General features: G+C 63.3%; 12 protein-coding genes. All 12 read right to left on the reverse strand.

Annotation, left to right across the window (positions count from 1 at the left end; genetic code table 11):
* Window positions 1-96: 96 nt before the first annotated feature.
* The 12 genes from AC1RGE_RS12450 to yaaA all read right to left on the reverse strand — a co-directional run bounded on the left by AC1RGE_RS12450 (window position 97) and on the right by yaaA (window position 16,812).
* On the reverse strand, window positions 97-765 hold the full coding sequence (locus AC1RGE_RS12450) for an alginate O-acetyltransferase AlgF (RefSeq protein ID WP_011059367.1): 669 nt from the start codon (window positions 763-765) through the stop codon (window positions 97-99).
* A 15-nt stretch (window positions 766-780) separates the two neighbouring features.
* Window positions 781-1,956, reverse strand: a complete 1,176-nt coding sequence (locus AC1RGE_RS12455; protein WP_011059368.1) for an alginate O-acetyltransferase — start codon at window positions 1,954-1,956, stop codon at window positions 781-783.
* Window positions 1,957-1,967: 11 nt separating this feature from the next.
* The gene (locus AC1RGE_RS12460) at window positions 1,968-3,533 is read right to left on the reverse strand and encodes an MBOAT family O-acyltransferase (RefSeq protein WP_053149125.1); all 1,566 of its coding nucleotides are present in this window, start codon (window positions 3,531-3,533) and stop codon (window positions 1,968-1,970) included.
* A gap of 186 nt (window positions 3,534-3,719) precedes the next feature.
* Window positions 3,720-4,835, reverse strand: a complete 1,116-nt coding sequence (locus AC1RGE_RS12465) for a mannuronate-specific alginate lyase (RefSeq protein WP_072443056.1) — start codon at window positions 4,833-4,835, stop codon at window positions 3,720-3,722.
* 8 nt (window positions 4,836-4,843) lie between these two features.
* Window positions 4,844-6,304: an alginate O-acetyltransferase gene (locus tag AC1RGE_RS12470; protein ID WP_011059371.1), complete on the reverse strand. Its 1,461-nt coding sequence runs from the start codon at window positions 6,302-6,304 to the stop codon at window positions 4,844-4,846.
* 11 nt (window positions 6,305-6,315) lie between these two features.
* Window positions 6,316-7,905: a mannuronan 5-epimerase AlgG gene (gene algG, locus AC1RGE_RS12475; protein ID WP_220223730.1), complete on the reverse strand. Its 1,590-nt coding sequence runs from the start codon at window positions 7,903-7,905 to the stop codon at window positions 6,316-6,318.
* Between the two features lie 26 nt (window positions 7,906-7,931).
* Window positions 7,932-9,389: an alginate export family protein gene (locus AC1RGE_RS12480; protein WP_036996876.1), complete on the reverse strand. Its 1,458-nt coding sequence runs from the start codon at window positions 9,387-9,389 to the stop codon at window positions 7,932-7,934.
* A 161-nt stretch (window positions 9,390-9,550) separates the two neighbouring features.
* Complete coding sequence (gene algK, locus AC1RGE_RS12485; RefSeq protein WP_011059374.1) at window positions 9,551-10,990, reverse strand: alginate biosynthesis TPR repeat lipoprotein AlgK; 1,440 nt, start codon at window positions 10,988-10,990, stop codon at window positions 9,551-9,553.
* A gap of 83 nt (window positions 10,991-11,073) precedes the next feature.
* The gene (locus tag AC1RGE_RS12490) at window positions 11,074-12,243 is read right to left on the reverse strand and encodes an alginate biosynthesis protein Alg44 (protein WP_011059375.1); all 1,170 of its coding nucleotides are present in this window, start codon (window positions 12,241-12,243) and stop codon (window positions 11,074-11,076) included.
* A 35-nt stretch (window positions 12,244-12,278) separates the two neighbouring features.
* On the reverse strand, window positions 12,279-13,760 hold the full coding sequence (gene alg8 / locus AC1RGE_RS12495) for a mannuronan synthase (RefSeq protein ID WP_011059376.1): 1,482 nt from the start codon (window positions 13,758-13,760) through the stop codon (window positions 12,279-12,281).
* Between the two features lie 142 nt (window positions 13,761-13,902).
* Window positions 13,903-15,219 (reverse strand): nucleotide sugar dehydrogenase, encoded by a 1,317-nt coding sequence (locus AC1RGE_RS12500; RefSeq protein ID WP_011059377.1) that lies wholly within the window; start codon window positions 15,217-15,219, stop codon window positions 13,903-13,905.
* Between the two features lie 813 nt (window positions 15,220-16,032).
* Window positions 16,033-16,812: a peroxide stress protein YaaA gene (gene yaaA / locus AC1RGE_RS12505; RefSeq protein WP_011059378.1), complete on the reverse strand. Its 780-nt coding sequence runs from the start codon at window positions 16,810-16,812 to the stop codon at window positions 16,033-16,035.
* Window positions 16,813-16,922: the final 110 nt, after the last annotated feature.

The raw sequence follows: 16,922 nt of genomic DNA on the forward strand, positions 1-16,922 counted from the left end.
TGTAGGAGCCGGCTTGCCGGCGAAGGGGCCCGTGAGGACGCCTTCGCTGGCAAGCCAGCTCCTACGAGAGGCGGGGAGCAGCCTTCCGGAAATTCATTAGCGGGTGGAAACCGGGCGCTTGACCCAGACCGGCGACAGGTTGCTGCCGTTGCCGGTGACGTAGAGCACCGCTGCTTCGCCGCGCTCCAGGGCCACGGGCTTGAGGTCGCTGACCTTTTTCTCGCCGTCATACAGGGCGAAGCTGACCTTCACCGGGTTGATTTCGCGCTCGCCGCGGCCCTTGGCGGCCACGGCCTTGACCACATCGGTCTTGCCGTCGGCGGTCTTCAGGGTCAGGGCCTGGTCGCTGAGGTTCTGCACCCGCACCAGGGATTTCTGCTTGTTCTTGAACGGCGGTTCTTCGATCAGTTGCGGCTGGCCGCTGGCGTTGTTGACCAGGGTGTAATAGTGATCGGCGGCCAGTTTTACCGGTACGCTCTGGCTGCCCACCTTGGCGGTGTAGTCGCCGCCGGGCATGAAGCTGAAGTCGCTGCTGGCCAGGGGCGCGACGTCATTGACGTTGGTGCTGCCCACCGTGGCGCTGACTTCGCTGTTGCTGGCGTTGTACAGGCGCACGAAGGTCGAGCCCTTGGGCGCGGTGGGGCCGTACAGGGCGGCATCGCCACCGGCGAATACCGGAGCTGATAGCAGGCCCAGGCCCGCGGCCAATACGGCAGCTTTCAGGGATTTGGCAGCGAGACGACGAGGAGTAGTAGTGAAAGTCATGAGTGTTACCTCTTTTCAGTTTTGCGCCCGGTCGGGCGTCTCGGATTTGTTGAGTGCAGCTACGTTCTGTTGGCGAGCACCGGCTTGCTTGAGCTCTGCGACCCACTGCGGGTCGGCGTCGCCGATTTCGTTGTTCACAGGCAGATAGCGTTCAGGGAATTCCCAGATCAGCACCTGGGGCGGGTTGTTCTTGAAGTCGTCGCTTTTCAGGTAGCTGAGCATCGGCAGGATCGGGCCGTGGCCGTCTTCGGCGTAGCTCAGCACGTCGCTGTGCAGGGCCTGTTTCAGGGCGCCGACGAAGTTCCAGCTGGGGTTGGCGCTGTAGCTGGTGCCCACCAGGGTCACCGGCACTTCGCGGTCGGCGAACAGCGCGTCGTCGGCGGCCGGCTGCTCTTCGCTGGCCCGGGTCACGCGCTTTTGCAGGGGCTCTTCGGCCGGCATCAGGTTTTCGAACAGCGGGTCCAGGGGCAGGAAGCGGCGCAGGTCGCCCTTGTGTTCCACGGTCTCTTCGGTCTCGGTGACGAAGCGCTGTGGCTGACCGCTGAGCGGGGTCTTGGCGGCGATGGTCAGGGCCAGTTGGCGGGCGACGATCTCGGCGCCGGCGGGGGTCCAGTGGGTGTCGGTGCGCAGGAACACTTGCTGGCCCTGTTGCTTGGCCTGTTGCAGGGGGCCAAGCAGGTCGGGGGCAAGGATCTTGTCGGCAGCGACCCGGGCGTGGAAGTCCTGGTAGAGGTTGGCGTGGATGCGCGCCGGGCGCACTTCGTCCATGTGTTCCGGGTACAGGCGCACCTTGGCCGGAACGATCGCCATCACCAGTTTCACCCCGTGCTCCTTGAGGGTCTGGCGCACGCCTTCCACCAGGGCGTAGTTGCCCTGCAGGTTGAGCTCCTCGTTGACCACGGGGTTGAACTCTTCATCGCTGTACAGCCACTGGTCACGGCCCAGCACCACCCCCGGGCGCCCTTCGTTGAACAGCTTGAAGTCCAGGGCGGCCCAGAGGTTGGTGCCCAGGCGCTTGATCGGGAACTGGTCGTCGTAGTGGGTTTCCACCGCCTTGGCCCAGCGCCCGTTGAGCACGGTGGCGTCGTTGTTGGTACTGAAACCGAAGAAGCTGCGCGCCGACCACACCCCCAGCACCAGCAGGGTCAGCAGGAACAGGGCGATGTAGAACACACGTAATGAGCGGGTCATGGGCAGATCCCTCAGAACTGGAAGTAAAGGAACGGCGAGAAGCTTTGCGCCGAGAGTTTGAGAATCGAGGCAATGAACAGCAGCAGCACCAGGGCGCGCATGGCGTAGCGCGACCAGTCGGCAGTCCAGTAGGCCGGCTGCACCTGGGCCTCGGTGCCGACGATGTAGCCCGGTTGGTGAATGCTGCCGGGGTTGTCCCCGGGCACCGCCTTGATCAGGCCGGGCTGGGCGCTGGCCGGGCCGTCGGCGGCGGTAGTGACCTCGGGCTTGGCCTTGACCGGCGCCGGGTTGCGGTACAGGTCACGCAGGCCGAAGAACGCCAGGGTGGCGTAGGCCAGGATCAGGGTCGCCACTTGCAGGCCGGTGAGGCTGGCGCGGTTGAGTTCCGACAGCGACCAGTCGCCAAAGCTGAACATCGCGCCGTACATGCGGCCTGCTACGTGCAGGTTCTCGGCGCGGAAGATCACCCAGCCCATCACCACCAGCAGGAAGGTCAGGGCCCAGCGCACCGGGTTCAGGCTGCGCGGCGTGGTGTTGATGCCCAGGGCCTTTTCGATGGCCAGCCACATGCCGTGCCAGGCGCCCCAGACGATGTAGGTGAAGTTGGCGCCGTGCCACAGGCCGCCCAGGAGCATGGTCAGGAACAGGTTGCGGTAGGTGATCAGGGTGCCTTTGCGGTTGCCGCCCAGGGTGATGTACAGGTAGTCGCGCAGCCAGGTAGAGAGGCTGATGTGCCAGCGCCGCCAGAACTCGGTGATCGACTGGCTGATGTAGGGCTGCTTGAAGTTTTCCATGAAGCGAAAACCCATCATCAAGCCCAGGCCGATGGCCATGTCGCTGTAGCCGGAGAAGTCGAAGTACAGCTGCGCGGTGTAGGCCAGGGCGCCGAGCCAGGCATCGCCCGTGGTGGGGTTGTGCAGGGCGAAGCAATGGTCGGCGACCACCGCCAGGGTGTCGGCGATGAACACTTTCTTGATGAAGCCCTGCATGAACCGCGTGCAGCCTTCGGAGAACTTGTCCAGGGTGTGGGTGCGGTTGTTGAACTGGTCCGCCAGGTCACGAAAGCGCAGCACGGGGCCGGCGATCAGGTGCGGGAAGATTGCCACGAACGCCGCGAAGTCGATCAGGTTGCGGGTGGCCGGGGTGTCGCCGCGGTAGACGTCGATGATGTAGCTGATGGACTCGAAGATGTAGAACGAGATGCCGATCGGCAGCAGCACGTGGGTCAGGATGAACGGCTCAAGCCCCATGGAGGTCATGATAGCGTTGATGCTGTCGACGCCGAAGTTGGCGTACTTGAAGTAGCCGAGGATGCACAGGTCCACCGCCACCCCCAGCAGCAGCCAGCGCTGGGCGGGTTTGGTCCTGACACCGGCGGCGCCGACTTTCAGGCCGATCCAGTAGTTCCACAGGGTGACCCCGGCGAACAGCGCCAGGAAGTCCACGCGCCACCAGGCATAGAACACATAGCTGGCGATCAGCAGCAGCAAGTTGCGATAGCGTTGCCCGCTCAAGTAGTACAAGCCGAGAAAGATCGGCAGGAACAGGAACAGGAACACATTGGATGAGAAAACCATCCCGATCTCTCCATGTTTAACCAATAGTCAGAGGCCGGAGCCCCCCCAAACCCCCCCGTGAAAAACCGGGAAAGCGGTACTGCGTGCAGCGCGCCCCCTGTAGGAGCCGGCTTGCCGGCGAAGGCGCTCTTGAGGGCCTCTTCGCTGGCAGCCAGCTCCTACAGGGGGACGTTCCAACGATTCGAATCAGGAGCCCTTTTCATGGGCCGGGTCGTAGACCTTGGTCAGGTCGCCACCCAGGCGGAAAGTCTTGAACGGCTGCATCTTGTGCTTGCGCTCCAATGTCTCCGGAGCGCAGGTGTAGAGGCTGCAGTAGGGTTCCAGCCAGGCGAATTTCGAGTCGATCTTGAGGTCGGTCATGTCCTGCTGCTTACCGTTCTTCTTCTCGAAGGTGTCCGGGTCCTTGACCCCGGCCAGCACCCGCTCACCCAGGCGCTTGAGGGCGCTGTTGTTCTCCTGGCGCAGGTCGACGCCGTTGACCTGGGCGAAGCTGGCGATCATTGCCAGCGGCGGCAGGGCGTAGTTGTGGTAGGCCAGGGCTCGCTGCTGGCGCTTGAGTTCGTTGGGCAAGAAGCCGTCGGCATCGACCTGGTTGGCGCCGACCTTGTATTCCTTGACCGCCCAGTCGAACAGGTCGCGGCGGTTGGTGGCCACGGCGGTGGCCATCACCGACCAGGCGGCCCAGTAGGAGTGGTTGTTGGTCTTGTCCAGGGGCAGGTTGTCCCAGTCGCTGACCACCTGGTCGGCCATCTTGCTGAACCAGGCCTCGATCTTCTGTGCCTGTTCCTGGTGGGTGGCCAGGGGATGGGAGTCGGAGAACTTCAGCCGCAGGTAGGCCGAGGCCATGCTGCCCAGGGCCCATTTGCGCATCGACTTGCCGGTGTGGTTGAAGTCCTTGGACATCAGCGCATCGGCCTGGGCCCAGGCACTGAGCCAGGCGAGGGTGCAGTCCAGCTGTTCAGGGCGGCCGTCGCGCATGAACTGCATGACCCGCTTGCTGGTACCGCGCTCGATCTTGGTGATGTCCGCGGTGGTGTCGCGAAAGGCCTGTTCGGACTGCACGTTGAGGGTCGCCCGGGCCTTGTCCGAGCCTTCGTACTTGCTGCGAAACTGCAGGGCGCCGGTGTAGGGCGCCGGCATGGCGTCGCAGCCCTCGCTGTTGTCGCCGCTCTTGAACTTGTCCACCGGGGCGTAATAGCCCTGGGGCGGGCGCAGCGGCGCGGCGGCCTGGGCGCTGCCGGTGACGATGGCCAGCCCCAGCAGGCTGGGTATCAACAAGCGTTTCAAGTCTGTGCTTTGCATAGGTAACCTCATTGCCCGATCTGCGCGGTGCGTTGCTCGGCGCTCGGGAATACGTTGCGTTTGCAAATTTTCGCTTCGACCTTCTGCCCCGCAGTGCCCGCTTCCGGGCCCTGGATCTCGACCGCCAGCAGGTTCTGCGAGGCCCAGTCTTCGTCGGTGCGCAGTTCGAAGGCGAAGCGCCCGTCGGTGTCGGATGTTTCCGGTTTTTCGATCTTGATGTCCTCGTGGCGCCCGTTCATGTACCAGAGGGTGGCTTGCAGGGTTTTCACCGAGGTGTCGGCGAAGCGGATGTCGACCTGATGACCGCTGTTGCGCAGGTCCATGTTCTTGCTGTTGACCAGCAATTCGTTCTTGCCGGGCTTGAGGGTGGTGCTGCCGGTCATCTGCGCGTCCTTGCCCTCGCAGCCGTTGTCCAGCAGGGCCATCATCTGCCGGTAGATGGTTTCCTGGTCCAGGCGGTACAGCGGCGAGAATTCCCAGATGAGGATCTTCGGCGGGCTCTTCTGGAACTCGTCGCTGCCCAGGTACTGCAGCATCGAGCCTTCCAGGCCGCCGCCGGGGAAGGCGACGTTGAGGATGTCGGCACCGATGGCCTCTTCCAGGAAGCCGGCGAAGTTGTAGTTCTTGCCACTGTGGCTGGTGCCCACGAGGGTGATCTGCGGGTTGCCGGAGTCGCCGAACAGGTCGCCGTCGCCAGCCTCGCCCTTGGGCTCGGTGGTGAACTGGTCCATGTACTGGATGGCGTAGCTGGTGCCGCACAACTGGCCGGCCATGTTGTGCAGGGTGCCGGTCTTGCCCATGCGCCCGGACTTGTGGGTTTCGAATTCACGCCGTGGAATGTCGGCAAAGGCCGGCAACTGCTTGACCTTGTCGGCGACGATCTTCGCCGTGCGCTGGGCGCCATAAGGGGTCCAGTGCTGGTCGCCGCGGAAGTAGAAGTCGTGGGCCGGCAGGGTATCGGGCAGTTGTTCGTTGGTCAGCGGCGAGAGGTCCGGCACCACGTAGCCCATCTGCGCGAAGCGCCCGAGCATGGCCTTGTAGTTGCTCAACGCCTTGTCATAGTCGAAACGGGCTTTCTCCGCCGGGTTGAGCTTGTTGCGGTTCACCAGGCCGCGGGTCGGCTGATAGACCACCACCAGTTCCACGCCCTTGCTCTTGAAGGCTTCGTGCAACTGCTTGAGGCGGCGGTAGCCTTCGGGAGTGGTGTTGAACTCGGTGCGCAAATCTTCCTGGGTACGGAACAACCAGTCGCCCTGGGCTTGCACCAGGGTGGTGAAGTTCTGCTGGTAGCGGGTCACGTAGTTCTTTGCGTCGTGGGCGGCCGGGCACAGGTTGCAGCACGGCTCGGCCTTGAAGTTCGGCGCGGCGCTTGTGGCGCTGGTTTCGTCGGCACGGGCGCCGGCGCTGGCGGCGAGAATCCCCGCGGTCAGGGCCGACAGGCCCAGGAGTTTGATCCAGTGTGGGTGCATGAAAGTCATCCTCAATCCCGCAATTCGGTCTGGCGTTCGACGGGGTCGATCAACACGGCTTTCTGCTGGCGCACCAGCAGGTCGAGAATTTCATCCTGGCGGTCGCCCAGGACCCCGGAGAAGCTGATGCCGCTGCTTTTGGTCGGCGCCAGCATGGAGACCCGGTACAGCTCCACGCTCAAGGGGGAGTCGATGGACATCGGCCCGCTGCCGTTGGCGGCCAGCTCGCCGCCGACCACGATCAGCGAGACCTGGGCGTCGAACGGGTCGAGCTTGATGTCGCGGTCGGTGTCGGAAAGGTCCTTGATGTGGCCGTAGACCCCGGTCAGGCCGTTGGCCATGGCGATGTTTTCGTACAGGCGGATGTTCACGCTGTTGCGAATGCGGATGCCGTGGCGGCGGTTGCTGATCACCTTGTTGCCGTAGATCAGGTTGTCGGCACTCTCGTAGAGGGTGATGCCGTCGGTGTGGTTGCGGTAGATCTCGTTGTAGGCGATCAGGTTGTTGACGCTGTTACGGTCGATTACCAGCCCGGAGAGGTGGTTGTCGTAGCTGCGGTTGTTGAAGATGAAGCTGTCGTTCACTTCCCGGGAAATGATGATGCCGTGCTTCTTCTTGGTGCCGTGGACGGTGTTGTCGGCAATGATCAGGCCATGGGAACGGTCGTGGGGGTCGATGCCGTAGACGATGTTGTCCTTGTAGGTGTTGCCCTTGAGCACGAAGTCCCGGGTCTCGTAGCAGTAGAAGCCGTACCACATGTCCGAGAACGTCGAGCCGACGATCCAGCCGGTGGGCTCGGGGCGCTTGAGCACCTTGGCCATGTTCGGCGTGTACTGGGAAATACTCACCCCGTAGGACTTGGAGTTGGCGTAGCCGAAGCTGGCCATCGTGCTGTTGACGATGTAAGTCTCGGTGCCGCCCCAGGCCAGCAGGAACGGGCGGAACTCCTTGGGCGAGCGGAAGGTCGCCGGGCCGTTGTCCTTTTCGCGCCAGCCCGTGACTTTGGTGTCACGCACGAACAGCTGGCCATCGTTGACCAGGAACGAGCCGCCTTCTTGGGACAGGCGCAGCTCCTGGGTCTGTTTGTCGATTTCCAGGATGCCGTGGCGGCCGACGACGATGGGCAGGCGGGCCAGGTAGACCCCGGGCGCGGTTTCGCTGATGTACTGCTTGGGCAGCTTGCCTACCAGTTCCTTGAGGTTGACGTAGCCGTCGTCGATGAAGATCGCCTGGGGTATGCCGTGCTGGCGCACCACCCATTCGGCCATCTTGTTGTCACCGCCGATAAAGTCCTTCAGGGCGTCTTCCTGCATCATCCGGCGCACGCTGATCTTGCCCGGCTTGCTGCGCACGATCTTCGCCGCGGCCGCCTCGGCGGTGTAGTCGGAGAGGTCGGGCAGGGTCGGCTTGGCCAGGGCCAGGGGCTCGGTGGGAGCACTGCTGACGGTGTAGGTCTTGGCCTGTTGCAGCTCCTTGGCGATGATCGGCGCCTTGGCCGTCTCGGCAGTGGCGAAGGCGCTGCTGCTGGCCAGCAGCAGGGCGCCGGCCAGGAGGCTCAGGGAGCCTCTGGACAACGGGCTCTGGAGAGTTTGAGTAGGCATGTCGGGCACTCCTTTAGCGGCTTGCATCAGAAGCGCCAGATCACGTCGATAAAGGCGCGGTGCATGTAGGAGTCGACCTCTTTGCCGTAGGCGTCGCCGGGCTTGAACACGCCACCGCGCAAACGCACCAGGGCCGAAGGTTCATCGATCGACTGGCTCAGGGCCGCGGGCAACAGGCCTTGCTTGAAGTACTTGGTGACCACCAGGTCCATCTCCTGGCCGAGGTCCTTCTTGCCATCCATGAGCGGCAGCGAGGTGCTGCTGAGCAGGGCGCCGGTGGTGTCGTCGTAGTTGTTGTCCACTGCGTTGATGCCGTTGCTGCCCACCGGTTTGTTGCCGTCCACACGCCAGAACTTGTGGTAGACCAGGCTGGCGTCGTAGTCCTCGCGCAGTTGCCAGGAACCGAACAGGGTGGCGCTCTGGGTGTTGTTCATTTCGCCCCGGAAGGCTTCGCCGAAGCGGTGCACCCGGGAGCGAGTACCGGTGTAGTTGGAGCGGTTGCTTTGCAGGCCGTTCTGTTCGTACTCGGCGCTGGCCCGGGCATAGGCCGCGCCCACTTGCCAGTTCGGGTCAAGGCGCAGGCGCACGCCCAGGTCGGTGGCCCAGCCGTTGAGGTTGTCCCCGCGCTTGGCTTGGGTCGGGCGGCTGCCATCGGCGTTCAGCGGGTTGACCGTATCGCGGTCGCCGCGCATGCCGGTGAGGCTGGCCCAGTAGTTGACGGTATTGGTGTTGCGCCAGTTAAAGGCGTCGCTGTTGGCTTCCAGGCCGAGCCAGGTTAGGTCGCCGTTTTCCTTCTTGTCCAGCGGGTCGCTGGCCACGCCGGGCTGGGCATAGTCGAGCTTGCCGTCGTCGTGGGTATGGTGGGCGCGGATGCCCACCCACTGGCCGGGCGTCCACTGGTAGGCGGCGTCGGCGTACAGGTGCAGGCGGTCCTTGTCCTTGGGCGCCAGCTCCTTGAGGTCGGTGCGGTATTCACTGAAGCGCTCGGCGGCCCCCAGGTTGGCCCGCAGCAGGGTGGTGTCGAAGGTCCAGTTCAGCGCCTCGATGTTGGTGTCGCGCCATTGCCCGTCATCGTTGCGCAGGCGCTGGCGGCCGAACTTCAACTGCTCGCCGGGGTAGGCGGTGAAGCCGCTGTAGCCGACCCAGAACTCGCGCATGGCCAGGTAGTTCTTCTTGGTCTTGCGGTCATCGTTGCTGGACTGCTGGCTGGCGTCGTCGCCGGACTGTTGCAGGGTGTCGGTTTCGATCACGTCGCTTGCGGTCACTGCCTGGCCCATGGCGTAGGCGCTCCAGTTGCCGCTTTCGCCATAGACCCAGGGCCGCAGGTCGAGGCCGATGCCGTTGACGTCGCCACCGCCCTGGGTGCCCAGGTCGCGATCGTCCTCGGACTGGCCGGTGATCTTCACTTCCAGGCCGAAGTTCTTGGTGTCGGTGATGGCCGCCAGGGTCGGGTTGGACCAGATCATGGCAAAACCCAGGGCCATGCCCAGTTTCGACAGGCACAAGCGCTTGCCTGTGGTGGTGAAGGCGGGGTGTGCCCGTTCGCGCAGCGGCCGCGATTCGCGAGGGCAGGCGTGGCGAGCGCTTCGCGCTTGGTCGCAGCCTGCGGCAGCGGCTACAGGGGCGGTGTTGAATGGGATGGACTTCATAGGGATTCCTCGCCGTCTTCTTCCTGCAGCGCGTGCAGTTGCAGCGTGTTCTGGGTCAGGGCACCGCGCGCCGCCTGCTCCTGTTGCAGCAGGCGCTGGGCTTCGGCGCGCTGGCCGGGGGGCAGTTGTTGATCCAGCTGCTGGGCCAGTTCGTTGGCCTGTGGGGTGTCCTGGGCCTTGGCCAACTGGCTGAAGACGTAGGCGTTGACCGGGTTGGGCGCGGTGCCGCGGCCCTGGGAAAACAGCTGGGCAATGGCGAAGTCGGCGCTGTTCTGGCCGTTGCGGGCAGCCGTCAGCAGGTGGTCCAGGGCTTTTTGCGGGTACACCTGGCCCAGATAGCCACGGCGGTAGATCTGCCCCAGGTAGTAGTCGGCGGCGACTTCGCGGCCCACGGCTTTCTGGAAGTGCGCCTCGGCCACCTTGGCGTCCGCCGGCACCCACTTGCCTTCGTAGTAGAGCTTGCCCAGCAGCAGTTCGGCCCGGGGCTGGTCGGCGGCGCGGCCGTTCTCCAGGTATTCCATCATCTTGTCGACGTCACCCAGCTCGGGGAAGTCGTAGAGCAGTTGCGCCAGGCTGACCCAGGAGGCCGGGTAGCCGGGGGCGACCTGTTCCAGCAGGGCCTGGGCGGTCTTTTCATCCGGCTTGCCAAGACTGGCATCGCCCAGTACCCGGGCCACGCTGTCGACTCGCTGGGCACTGACGCTGCCACGGCTGTAGCCGGCCTGCAGTCGCTTGATCAGCTCGGCCTGCTGTTCTGGCTGGCCGCGTTTCTGGTAGACGGTGGCCAGCTCGACGTAGCAGATGTCGGTGCTGTCGAGGGCGGCCTTGCAGATGCTTTCCACCTGGTCCAGGTGCTGGTCGTAGGTGCCCTGGGTGCGGTACAGCAGGACCTGGGCCAGGCCGGCTTCCGGATAGCCGGCGGCGCGCCATTGGCTGATCTGCTGCTGGGCGTCGACGTTGGGGAAGCTGTGGGGGTATTGCAGGTACAGCATCGCCAGGGGGATCAGGGTGTTGCCTTCGCCATTGGCAAAGGCTTTCTTCAGCAGGCCTTCGGCTTCGTGCTGCTCGGCCTCGCTGGAGCCGGGCTTGGCCACCAGCAGGCGCCCCAGGCGCGCCTGGGCACGGGGCGAGGTGTCGGCCGCGGCGCGGTAGGTGGCCTCGGCCTGCTTGATCTGCGCCGGGTCGCGGCTTTCCACCTGAATGTCGGCCAGGCCCACTTGCGCTTCGCTGTAGCCCAGGTCTGCCAGTTGGCGGTAGTTCTGCTGGGCCAGGGCGGTGTCGCCGCGCTTCAGGGCCTCGTTGGCCAGGCGCTGGTCCGGCAGGCCGGCGCAACCGGCCAGGGCCAGCGCCGCGACCAAAGGCAATACCGAACCCTGTAGCCGCTGCCGCAGGCTGCGATCGAGCGCGAAGCGCTCGTGCTGGTTGTCGGGGAGCATCGAGTCGGCCGGATGGCGTCCGCTGCGCGGCCGGGCGCAGCCTGCGGCAGCGGCTACAGGGAGCTGGGTAGGCACTCTCATGGTTACAGACCCGCAGCCATGGCTTTGTCGATCAGCCAGTTCATCGATGGTCCGCGGTCGCTGCTGACTTCCACCGGGCGGCCGGCGAAGGCGCTGCTCAGGGGCGCGTCGGGCTTGATCTGTACGCGGATGTCGGAGGACAGGTCGTTGCTGTTGAGGCTGGCGCTGCTGACGATGGTGCCGGTGCGCACTTCATCCTCGCCGGCGATCTGGAAGTTGACCTTGGTGCCCGGGCGCACGTCGCCGAACTGGCGGTAGGAGAACCGCGCCTCGACATTGGCCAGGCTATTGCGCGGCACCAGCTGGAAGATCACGTCGCCCTTGCTGGCGTACTGCCCGTCGGCCACCAGTTGCTGGGCCACGGTGCAGTCGCAGGGGGAGGTCAGGGTGCCGGTCATCTGCTTGCCGAACAGTTCCTCGACCTTGGCCGGTTGCAGCTGGTTTTCGTCCAGGTGGCCCTTGAGCACGTCCAGCATGCTGGTGCTGAAGCTGGCCAGGGGCGCGCCTTTGGCAACGCTGCCATCGGTCTGCACCAGGCTCTGCACGGTGCCGTCGCGCGGCATGGTGACGTTCATCCCCGGAACGTTGACCAGGCCGGCCTCGGCGTGGCTGACGAAGTACATGCCGTACACCGACTTGAGGATGAAACCGAAGGCGGCAAGGCCGACGATGAAGATCCCGGCGCTGAAGGTCACCGCCCGCAGGCGCCCCAGCGGAGTCATGCCGCTGCCGCTGTCCTTGTTCTTGCGCGCCTTGGTGAAGTTGTCCCGCTGCAGGGTGGCGAGCACGTCGCCCATGCTGACGATGTCGCCGGCCAGGTGCGAGGTGATCAGGTGGCGCAGGGTGGAGATGTCCTGGGGTTCGAGGTTCTGGAACTGGCAACCGACCCGGCCGCTCTGGCGATCGAAGGAGCGGACCTGCAGCTCGACGTCCATGGCCAGGCCGAGGTTGTCGATGACAAATTGCAGGCGGCCCTTGTGCACTTCGCCCACGGTCAGCATCTGCTGCCCGGCGTTGAAGCTCAGGCCGCCGGCGGAGAGGTCGTGGACCCGCACTTCAAGAGGCTTGGCCTCGGTTCCGAAGAAGCGCAGCTTGGCCGGGATCTTGACCCGGGCGTGCTGGCGTTGGGCTTCGGATTCATGCACTACATTGACGTTCACGGCGGTGTTCATAGAGTCGATTTCCTAGTTAATTCAGGCAAGGCGGTTCAGACCATCAGCAGCAGGACAGCGACGAACACGCTGCCGGCCGAGAAGGTCATGGTCCGAGACGACCAGGTGTTGAACCAACGTTGAAAACTGGCCAGGTCGCGGGTCAGCTTGGTGTCCTGGCGGGTCCAGGATTGCTGGTCGAGGCGGAAGAACACGTAGATCTTCACCAGCGCGCCGACGATCTGGTTGTAATAGAGAATCAAGGGGTAGGCCGGGCCGATGCGGTGCCCCGAGCAGGACAGCAGCAGGGTCAGGATCAGGCGGGTAATGCCGATCCACAGCAGGTAGGCCAGGATGAAGGCGGTGCCGTACTTGAAGCTGGCGATGATCGCCACGGTCAGGCCCAGCAGCGAGGTCCACATCGACACGCGCTGGTCGAACAGCACCACGCTGGTGAACAGCCCCAGGCGTTTCATGCCCAGGCCGAGGGCCCGGGAGTTCTGCCGCAGGTTGTTGCCGTACCAGCGGAACATCAGCTTGCGGCTGGCCTTGATGAAGCTCTTCTCCGGCGGGTGCTCCACGGTGTTGATTGCCGCGTCAGGCACGTAGAAGGTGTCGTAGCCCAGGCGCATCAGGCTGAACCAGCTGGACTTGTCGTCGCCGGTAAGGAACTTGAAGCGGCCCAGGCGCCAGTGCTGCAGGGAGTCGCTTTCCACGTCGGCGATGAAGTCCGGGTCGGTGACCACGGTGGCGCGAAACACCGACATGCGCCCGGTCATGGTCAGCACGCGCTTGGACAGGGCCATGGAGCACATGTTGATGTGGCGCTGGGCGAAGCGCAGCTTGTGCCATTCGCTCATGATGTAGCCGCCGCGCACTTCGCAGAATTCGTTGGTGGTCAGGCCGCCGACATTGCCGAACAGCTGGAACCAGGGCACGGTCTTGCGTACCACGCCTTCGCCGAGCACGGTGTCGCCGTCGATCACCGCTACCACGGCGCGGCTGTCCGGCAGGTGGCGGGAGATGGCACGAAAGCCGAAGGCCAGGCCATCACGCTTGCCGGTGCCGGGGATGCGCACGAAGTCCAGCTTGACCCGCTCCGGCGGGTTCATCCGCGCCCACAAGCTTTTCACCAGCAGCTCGTCGGACATTTCCACGATCGAGCAGACCACGGTGGTGGGGAAGCCGCAGTCGATGGCTTCACGGATGACCGAGCCGTAGACCTGGGCGGTGGTCAGCGCGTCGATCCGGAAGCTGGTGACCATCAGGTACACATGGGACGGGTCCGCCGCGCTGCCGAGCTTGCGCACCTTGCGCCGCAGGTGCGGGTAGACCACGTAGAGAAACAGCATGCCGCGCACGAAGTGCGTGGCACCCATCGAGTAGCGCCAGATGCCCACGGCGCCAATCAGGAAAATGAAGTCCTTGGACTGTGAGTCGAAGGTCGAGGCGGGCAGCAACAAGGCCATGCCCATCAGCAAACTCGAGTAGAACAGCCAACCGGCGGCCTGAAGCAGGCCGTGCTTTAGCCTGTGCATAATCTGCGTCCATCAAGGTCTCGGGCGAGCCTGTGGGGTGGCCCGAGGGGGGTTAAGGCAGGCATGGAGATCTGGGAGGGCCAGATCGCTGGCCAGCCAGCTCCTACGGGGATGGGGTAGGAGCCGGCTGGCTGGCGAACCCTTACCAGCAGATCCCTTCGGTACGGCCTTTGCTGCAGGTAGCCTTGGACATGAAGCCCACCAGGTCGATGACCTGCTTGCCGTGGGGCACGTCTTCGGCCAGGGCGCGGAACTTCTCGTCGCGGTTGCCGAGAATGATCACGTCGGAGTTGCCGATTACCGCGTCGAAGTCCGAGTTGAGCAGGGACGAAACGTGGGGGATCTTCGACTCGATGTAGTCCTTGTTGGCGCCGTGAACCCGGGCGTACTCGACGTTGCTGTCGTAGATGCTCAGGTCGAAGCCCTTGCCGATGAGCATTTCCGCCAGTTCCACCAGCGGGCTCTCGCGCAGGTCGTCGGTGCCGGCCTTGAAGCTCAGGCCCAGCAGGGCGACCTTGCGCTTGTCATGGCTGGAAACGATGTCGAAGGCGTTCTGCACCTGGGATTCATTGCTGCGCATCAGCGAGTTGAGCAGGGGCGCCTCAATGTCCAGGGAGCCGGCGCGGTAGGTCAGGGCGCGCACGTCCTTGGGCAGGCACGAGCCGCCGAAGGCGAAGCCCGGGCGCATGTAGTACTGGGACAGGTTGAGGGTCTTGTCCTGGCAGACCACGTCCATCACTTCACGGCCGTCCACGCCCACCGCCTTGGCGATGTTGCCGATCTCGTTGGCGAAGGTGACCTTGGTGGCGTGCCAGACGTTGCAGGTGTACTTGATCATCTCGGCGACTTCGATGTCCTTGCGGATGATCGGTGCATCGAGCTCTTCGTACAGCGCTTGCAGCACATCACCGGAGGCCTGGTCGAACTGGCCGATCACGGTCATGGGCGGGAAGTCGTAGTCCTTGATCGCGGTGCTTTCACGCAGGAACTCGGGGTTCACCGCGACGCCGAAATCCACCCCGGCCTTCTTGCCCGAGCAGTCTTCGAGGATCGGGATCACCACGTTCTTCACGGTGCCCGGCAGCACGGTGCTGCGCACCACGATGGTGTGTCGGGTGGCCTTGTCGCGCAGGACGAAACCGATCTCGCGGCACACCGATTCGATGTAGTCCAGTTCCAGGTCGCCGTTCTTCTTGCTCGGGGTACCGACGCAGATCATCGACAGGTCGGTATCGCGAATGGCCTCGGCGAAGTTGGTGGTGCCACGCAGACGAGCGGTCTGGATTCCTTGCGCCAGAAGTTCACCCAGGCCCGGTTCGACGATCGGCGACTTGCCGGCGTTGATCAGGTCGATCTTGTCTTTGGAGATATCTACGCCAACCACTTCATGGCCCCGTGCGGACAGGCAACCGGCACATACTGCACCGACGTAACCCAAACCAAATATGCTGATGCGCATCGCATTTACCTCTGTGTTATTCACGCCATTAGATGGCCGGAGTTAATGTTTGCCAGCTGTTGTTGCGCACTCGGAAGTCCAGCGAAGTACGCTGTAGTACCGTGTGCAGGCAGACTAAGTTCCGAGTGACTAAATAAATGCACTCAAGTTGTGCGCAACCGATCCATGTTGTTTTGACTTGCCCTTGAATGTTGCCGGCGGCTCCTGCTGCAGGTCCCTCGAGAAAAACCATCCGCGTTCCTGTGGATGGCTGGATGCCACGTAGTACGGGCTCTCCAGTTGTTTTCGGGGGCCTTGAAGGCCAGCTGTTCCTTGGCTCGTTAGGGGATAGTTGAGGTGCCTTATCTCCGTTTGTTTACCCTTTAGTTCAAGTTTGTGACTCGTTGGTCAAATCAATGTTGAAACTTGATTAGTTCCTCATGAGTACGTGTAAGTCATCTCCTACAACCTCGTTGAGAATCGTTACCGGTGGTATGAGCGGTGTCTGAAGGCATAGTTCCTGCCCGCTCATCCTGTTTTTCGAAATTTCTTGAAATATTGAGAAAGATGGCACTGCTCTCAAACTGATAGCACTAACGGTTTGAGCCTTTAGTTATGGGGAGTTGAAGCGAGGGGATATTTTTGTGCCACTACCGAATAAAAAAAGTGGTGCCACTACTGAAAAAAATCAGGGCTGTCGAGTGAAATAAAAGTTAGGCAAAACGCTGAAAGTTCTATGGCGCCAGAAAATTGGCTTATTAAAGGCGGGGAATGTGCGGATGATCACATTCTGGCGCGCTCGCCGGTTGGAAGCGAGCGCGGCAGGGGAACGCTTTATTCCGGTGCGTGGTCGCGCAGGAATACCAAGTTGTCGGCTTTGGACTGCTCCGCGCTGAAGCGGTAGCCCTGGACGTCGAATTGCTTGAGCTGAGCGGGGTCGTTGATGCGCTCCTGGATGACGAAGCGGCTCATCAGGCCACGGGCTTTCTTGGCATAGAAACTGATGATCTTGTACTGGCCGTTCTTCAGGTCCTTGAACTCGGTATTGATGATCCGCGCGTTCAGGGCCGTGCGCTTGACCGCCGAGAAGTACTCGTTGGAAGCCAGGTTCAGCAGCAGGTCGTCACCTTGCTCGGCCAGGGCCTCGTTCAGCCATTCGCTGATACGGGTGCCCCAGAAGGCATACAGGTCCTTGCCCCGGGCGTTGGCCAGCTTGGTGCCCATTTCCAGGCGATAGGGCTGCATCAGGTCCAGGGGGCGCAGCAGGCCGTACAGGCCGGAAAGCATGCGCAGGTGCTGCTGGGCGTAGTCGAAATCCGCCTCGCTGAGGGTTTCGGCGTTGAGCCCGGTATAGACGTCGCCCTTGAACGCCAGCAGTGCCTGCTTGGCGTTGTCTGGAGTGAAGGCCGGGGTCCAGCTACCGAAGCGCGCGGCGTTGAGCCCGCCGATCTTGTCGGATACGTGCATCAGCTCGCTGATCTGCGCCGGGGTCAGTTCCCGCAGTTGCTGGATCAGTTCCTGGGAGTGGTCGAGGTATTGCGGCTGGGTGAAGCGCTGGGTAACCGGCGGTGTTTCGTAATCGAGGGTCTTGGCGGGTGAAATCACCATCAGCATGGGGTCGTCTCCTTTTGGCGTCGGGGGATTCTAGGGGCTCGGGCGCCCGGACTCCACCTATGATGGCGATAGTCATGACCGCTGATCGCGGTTCGCCGGCAAGCCGGCTC

The organism is Pseudomonas sp. GW823-FHT02C05, assembly GCF_058797595.1.

Bases quoted from the DNA above. Each gene is read 5' to 3' on its own strand.
- AC1RGE_RS12490 (WP_011059375.1), bottom strand. From the start codon at position 12,243: ATGAACACCGCCGTGAACGTCAATGTAGTGCATGAATCCGAAGCCCAA.
- AC1RGE_RS12500 (WP_011059377.1), bottom strand. From the start codon at position 15,219: ATGCGCATCAGCATATTTGGTTTGGGTTACGTCGGTGCAGTATGTGCC.
- algG (WP_220223730.1), bottom strand. From the start codon at position 7,905: ATGCCTACTCAAACTCTCCAGAGCCCGTTGTCCAGAGGCTCCCTGAGC.
- alg8 (WP_011059376.1), bottom strand. From the start codon at position 13,760: ATGCACAGGCTAAAGCACGGCCTGCTTCAGGCCGCCGGTTGGCTGTTC.
- AC1RGE_RS12460 (WP_053149125.1), bottom strand. From the start codon at position 3,533: ATGGTTTTCTCATCCAATGTGTTCCTGTTCCTGTTCCTGCCGATCTTT.
- AC1RGE_RS12455 (WP_011059368.1), bottom strand. From the start codon at position 1,956: ATGACCCGCTCATTACGTGTGTTCTACATCGCCCTGTTCCTGCTGACC.
- algK (WP_011059374.1), bottom strand. From the start codon at position 10,990: ATGCTCCCCGACAACCAGCACGAGCGCTTCGCGCTCGATCGCAGCCTG.
- AC1RGE_RS12470 (WP_011059371.1), bottom strand. From the start codon at position 6,304: ATGCACCCACACTGGATCAAACTCCTGGGCCTGTCGGCCCTGACCGCG.
- yaaA (WP_011059378.1), bottom strand. From the start codon at position 16,812: ATGCTGATGGTGATTTCACCCGCCAAGACCCTCGATTACGAAACACCG.
- AC1RGE_RS12480 (WP_036996876.1), bottom strand. From the start codon at position 9,389: ATGGCCCTGGGTTTTGCCATGATCTGGTCCAACCCGACCCTGGCGGCC.
- AC1RGE_RS12450 (WP_011059367.1), bottom strand. From the start codon at position 765: ATGACTTTCACTACTACTCCTCGTCGTCTCGCTGCCAAATCCCTGAAA.
- AC1RGE_RS12465 (WP_072443056.1), bottom strand. From the start codon at position 4,835: ATGCAAAGCACAGACTTGAAACGCTTGTTGATACCCAGCCTGCTGGGG.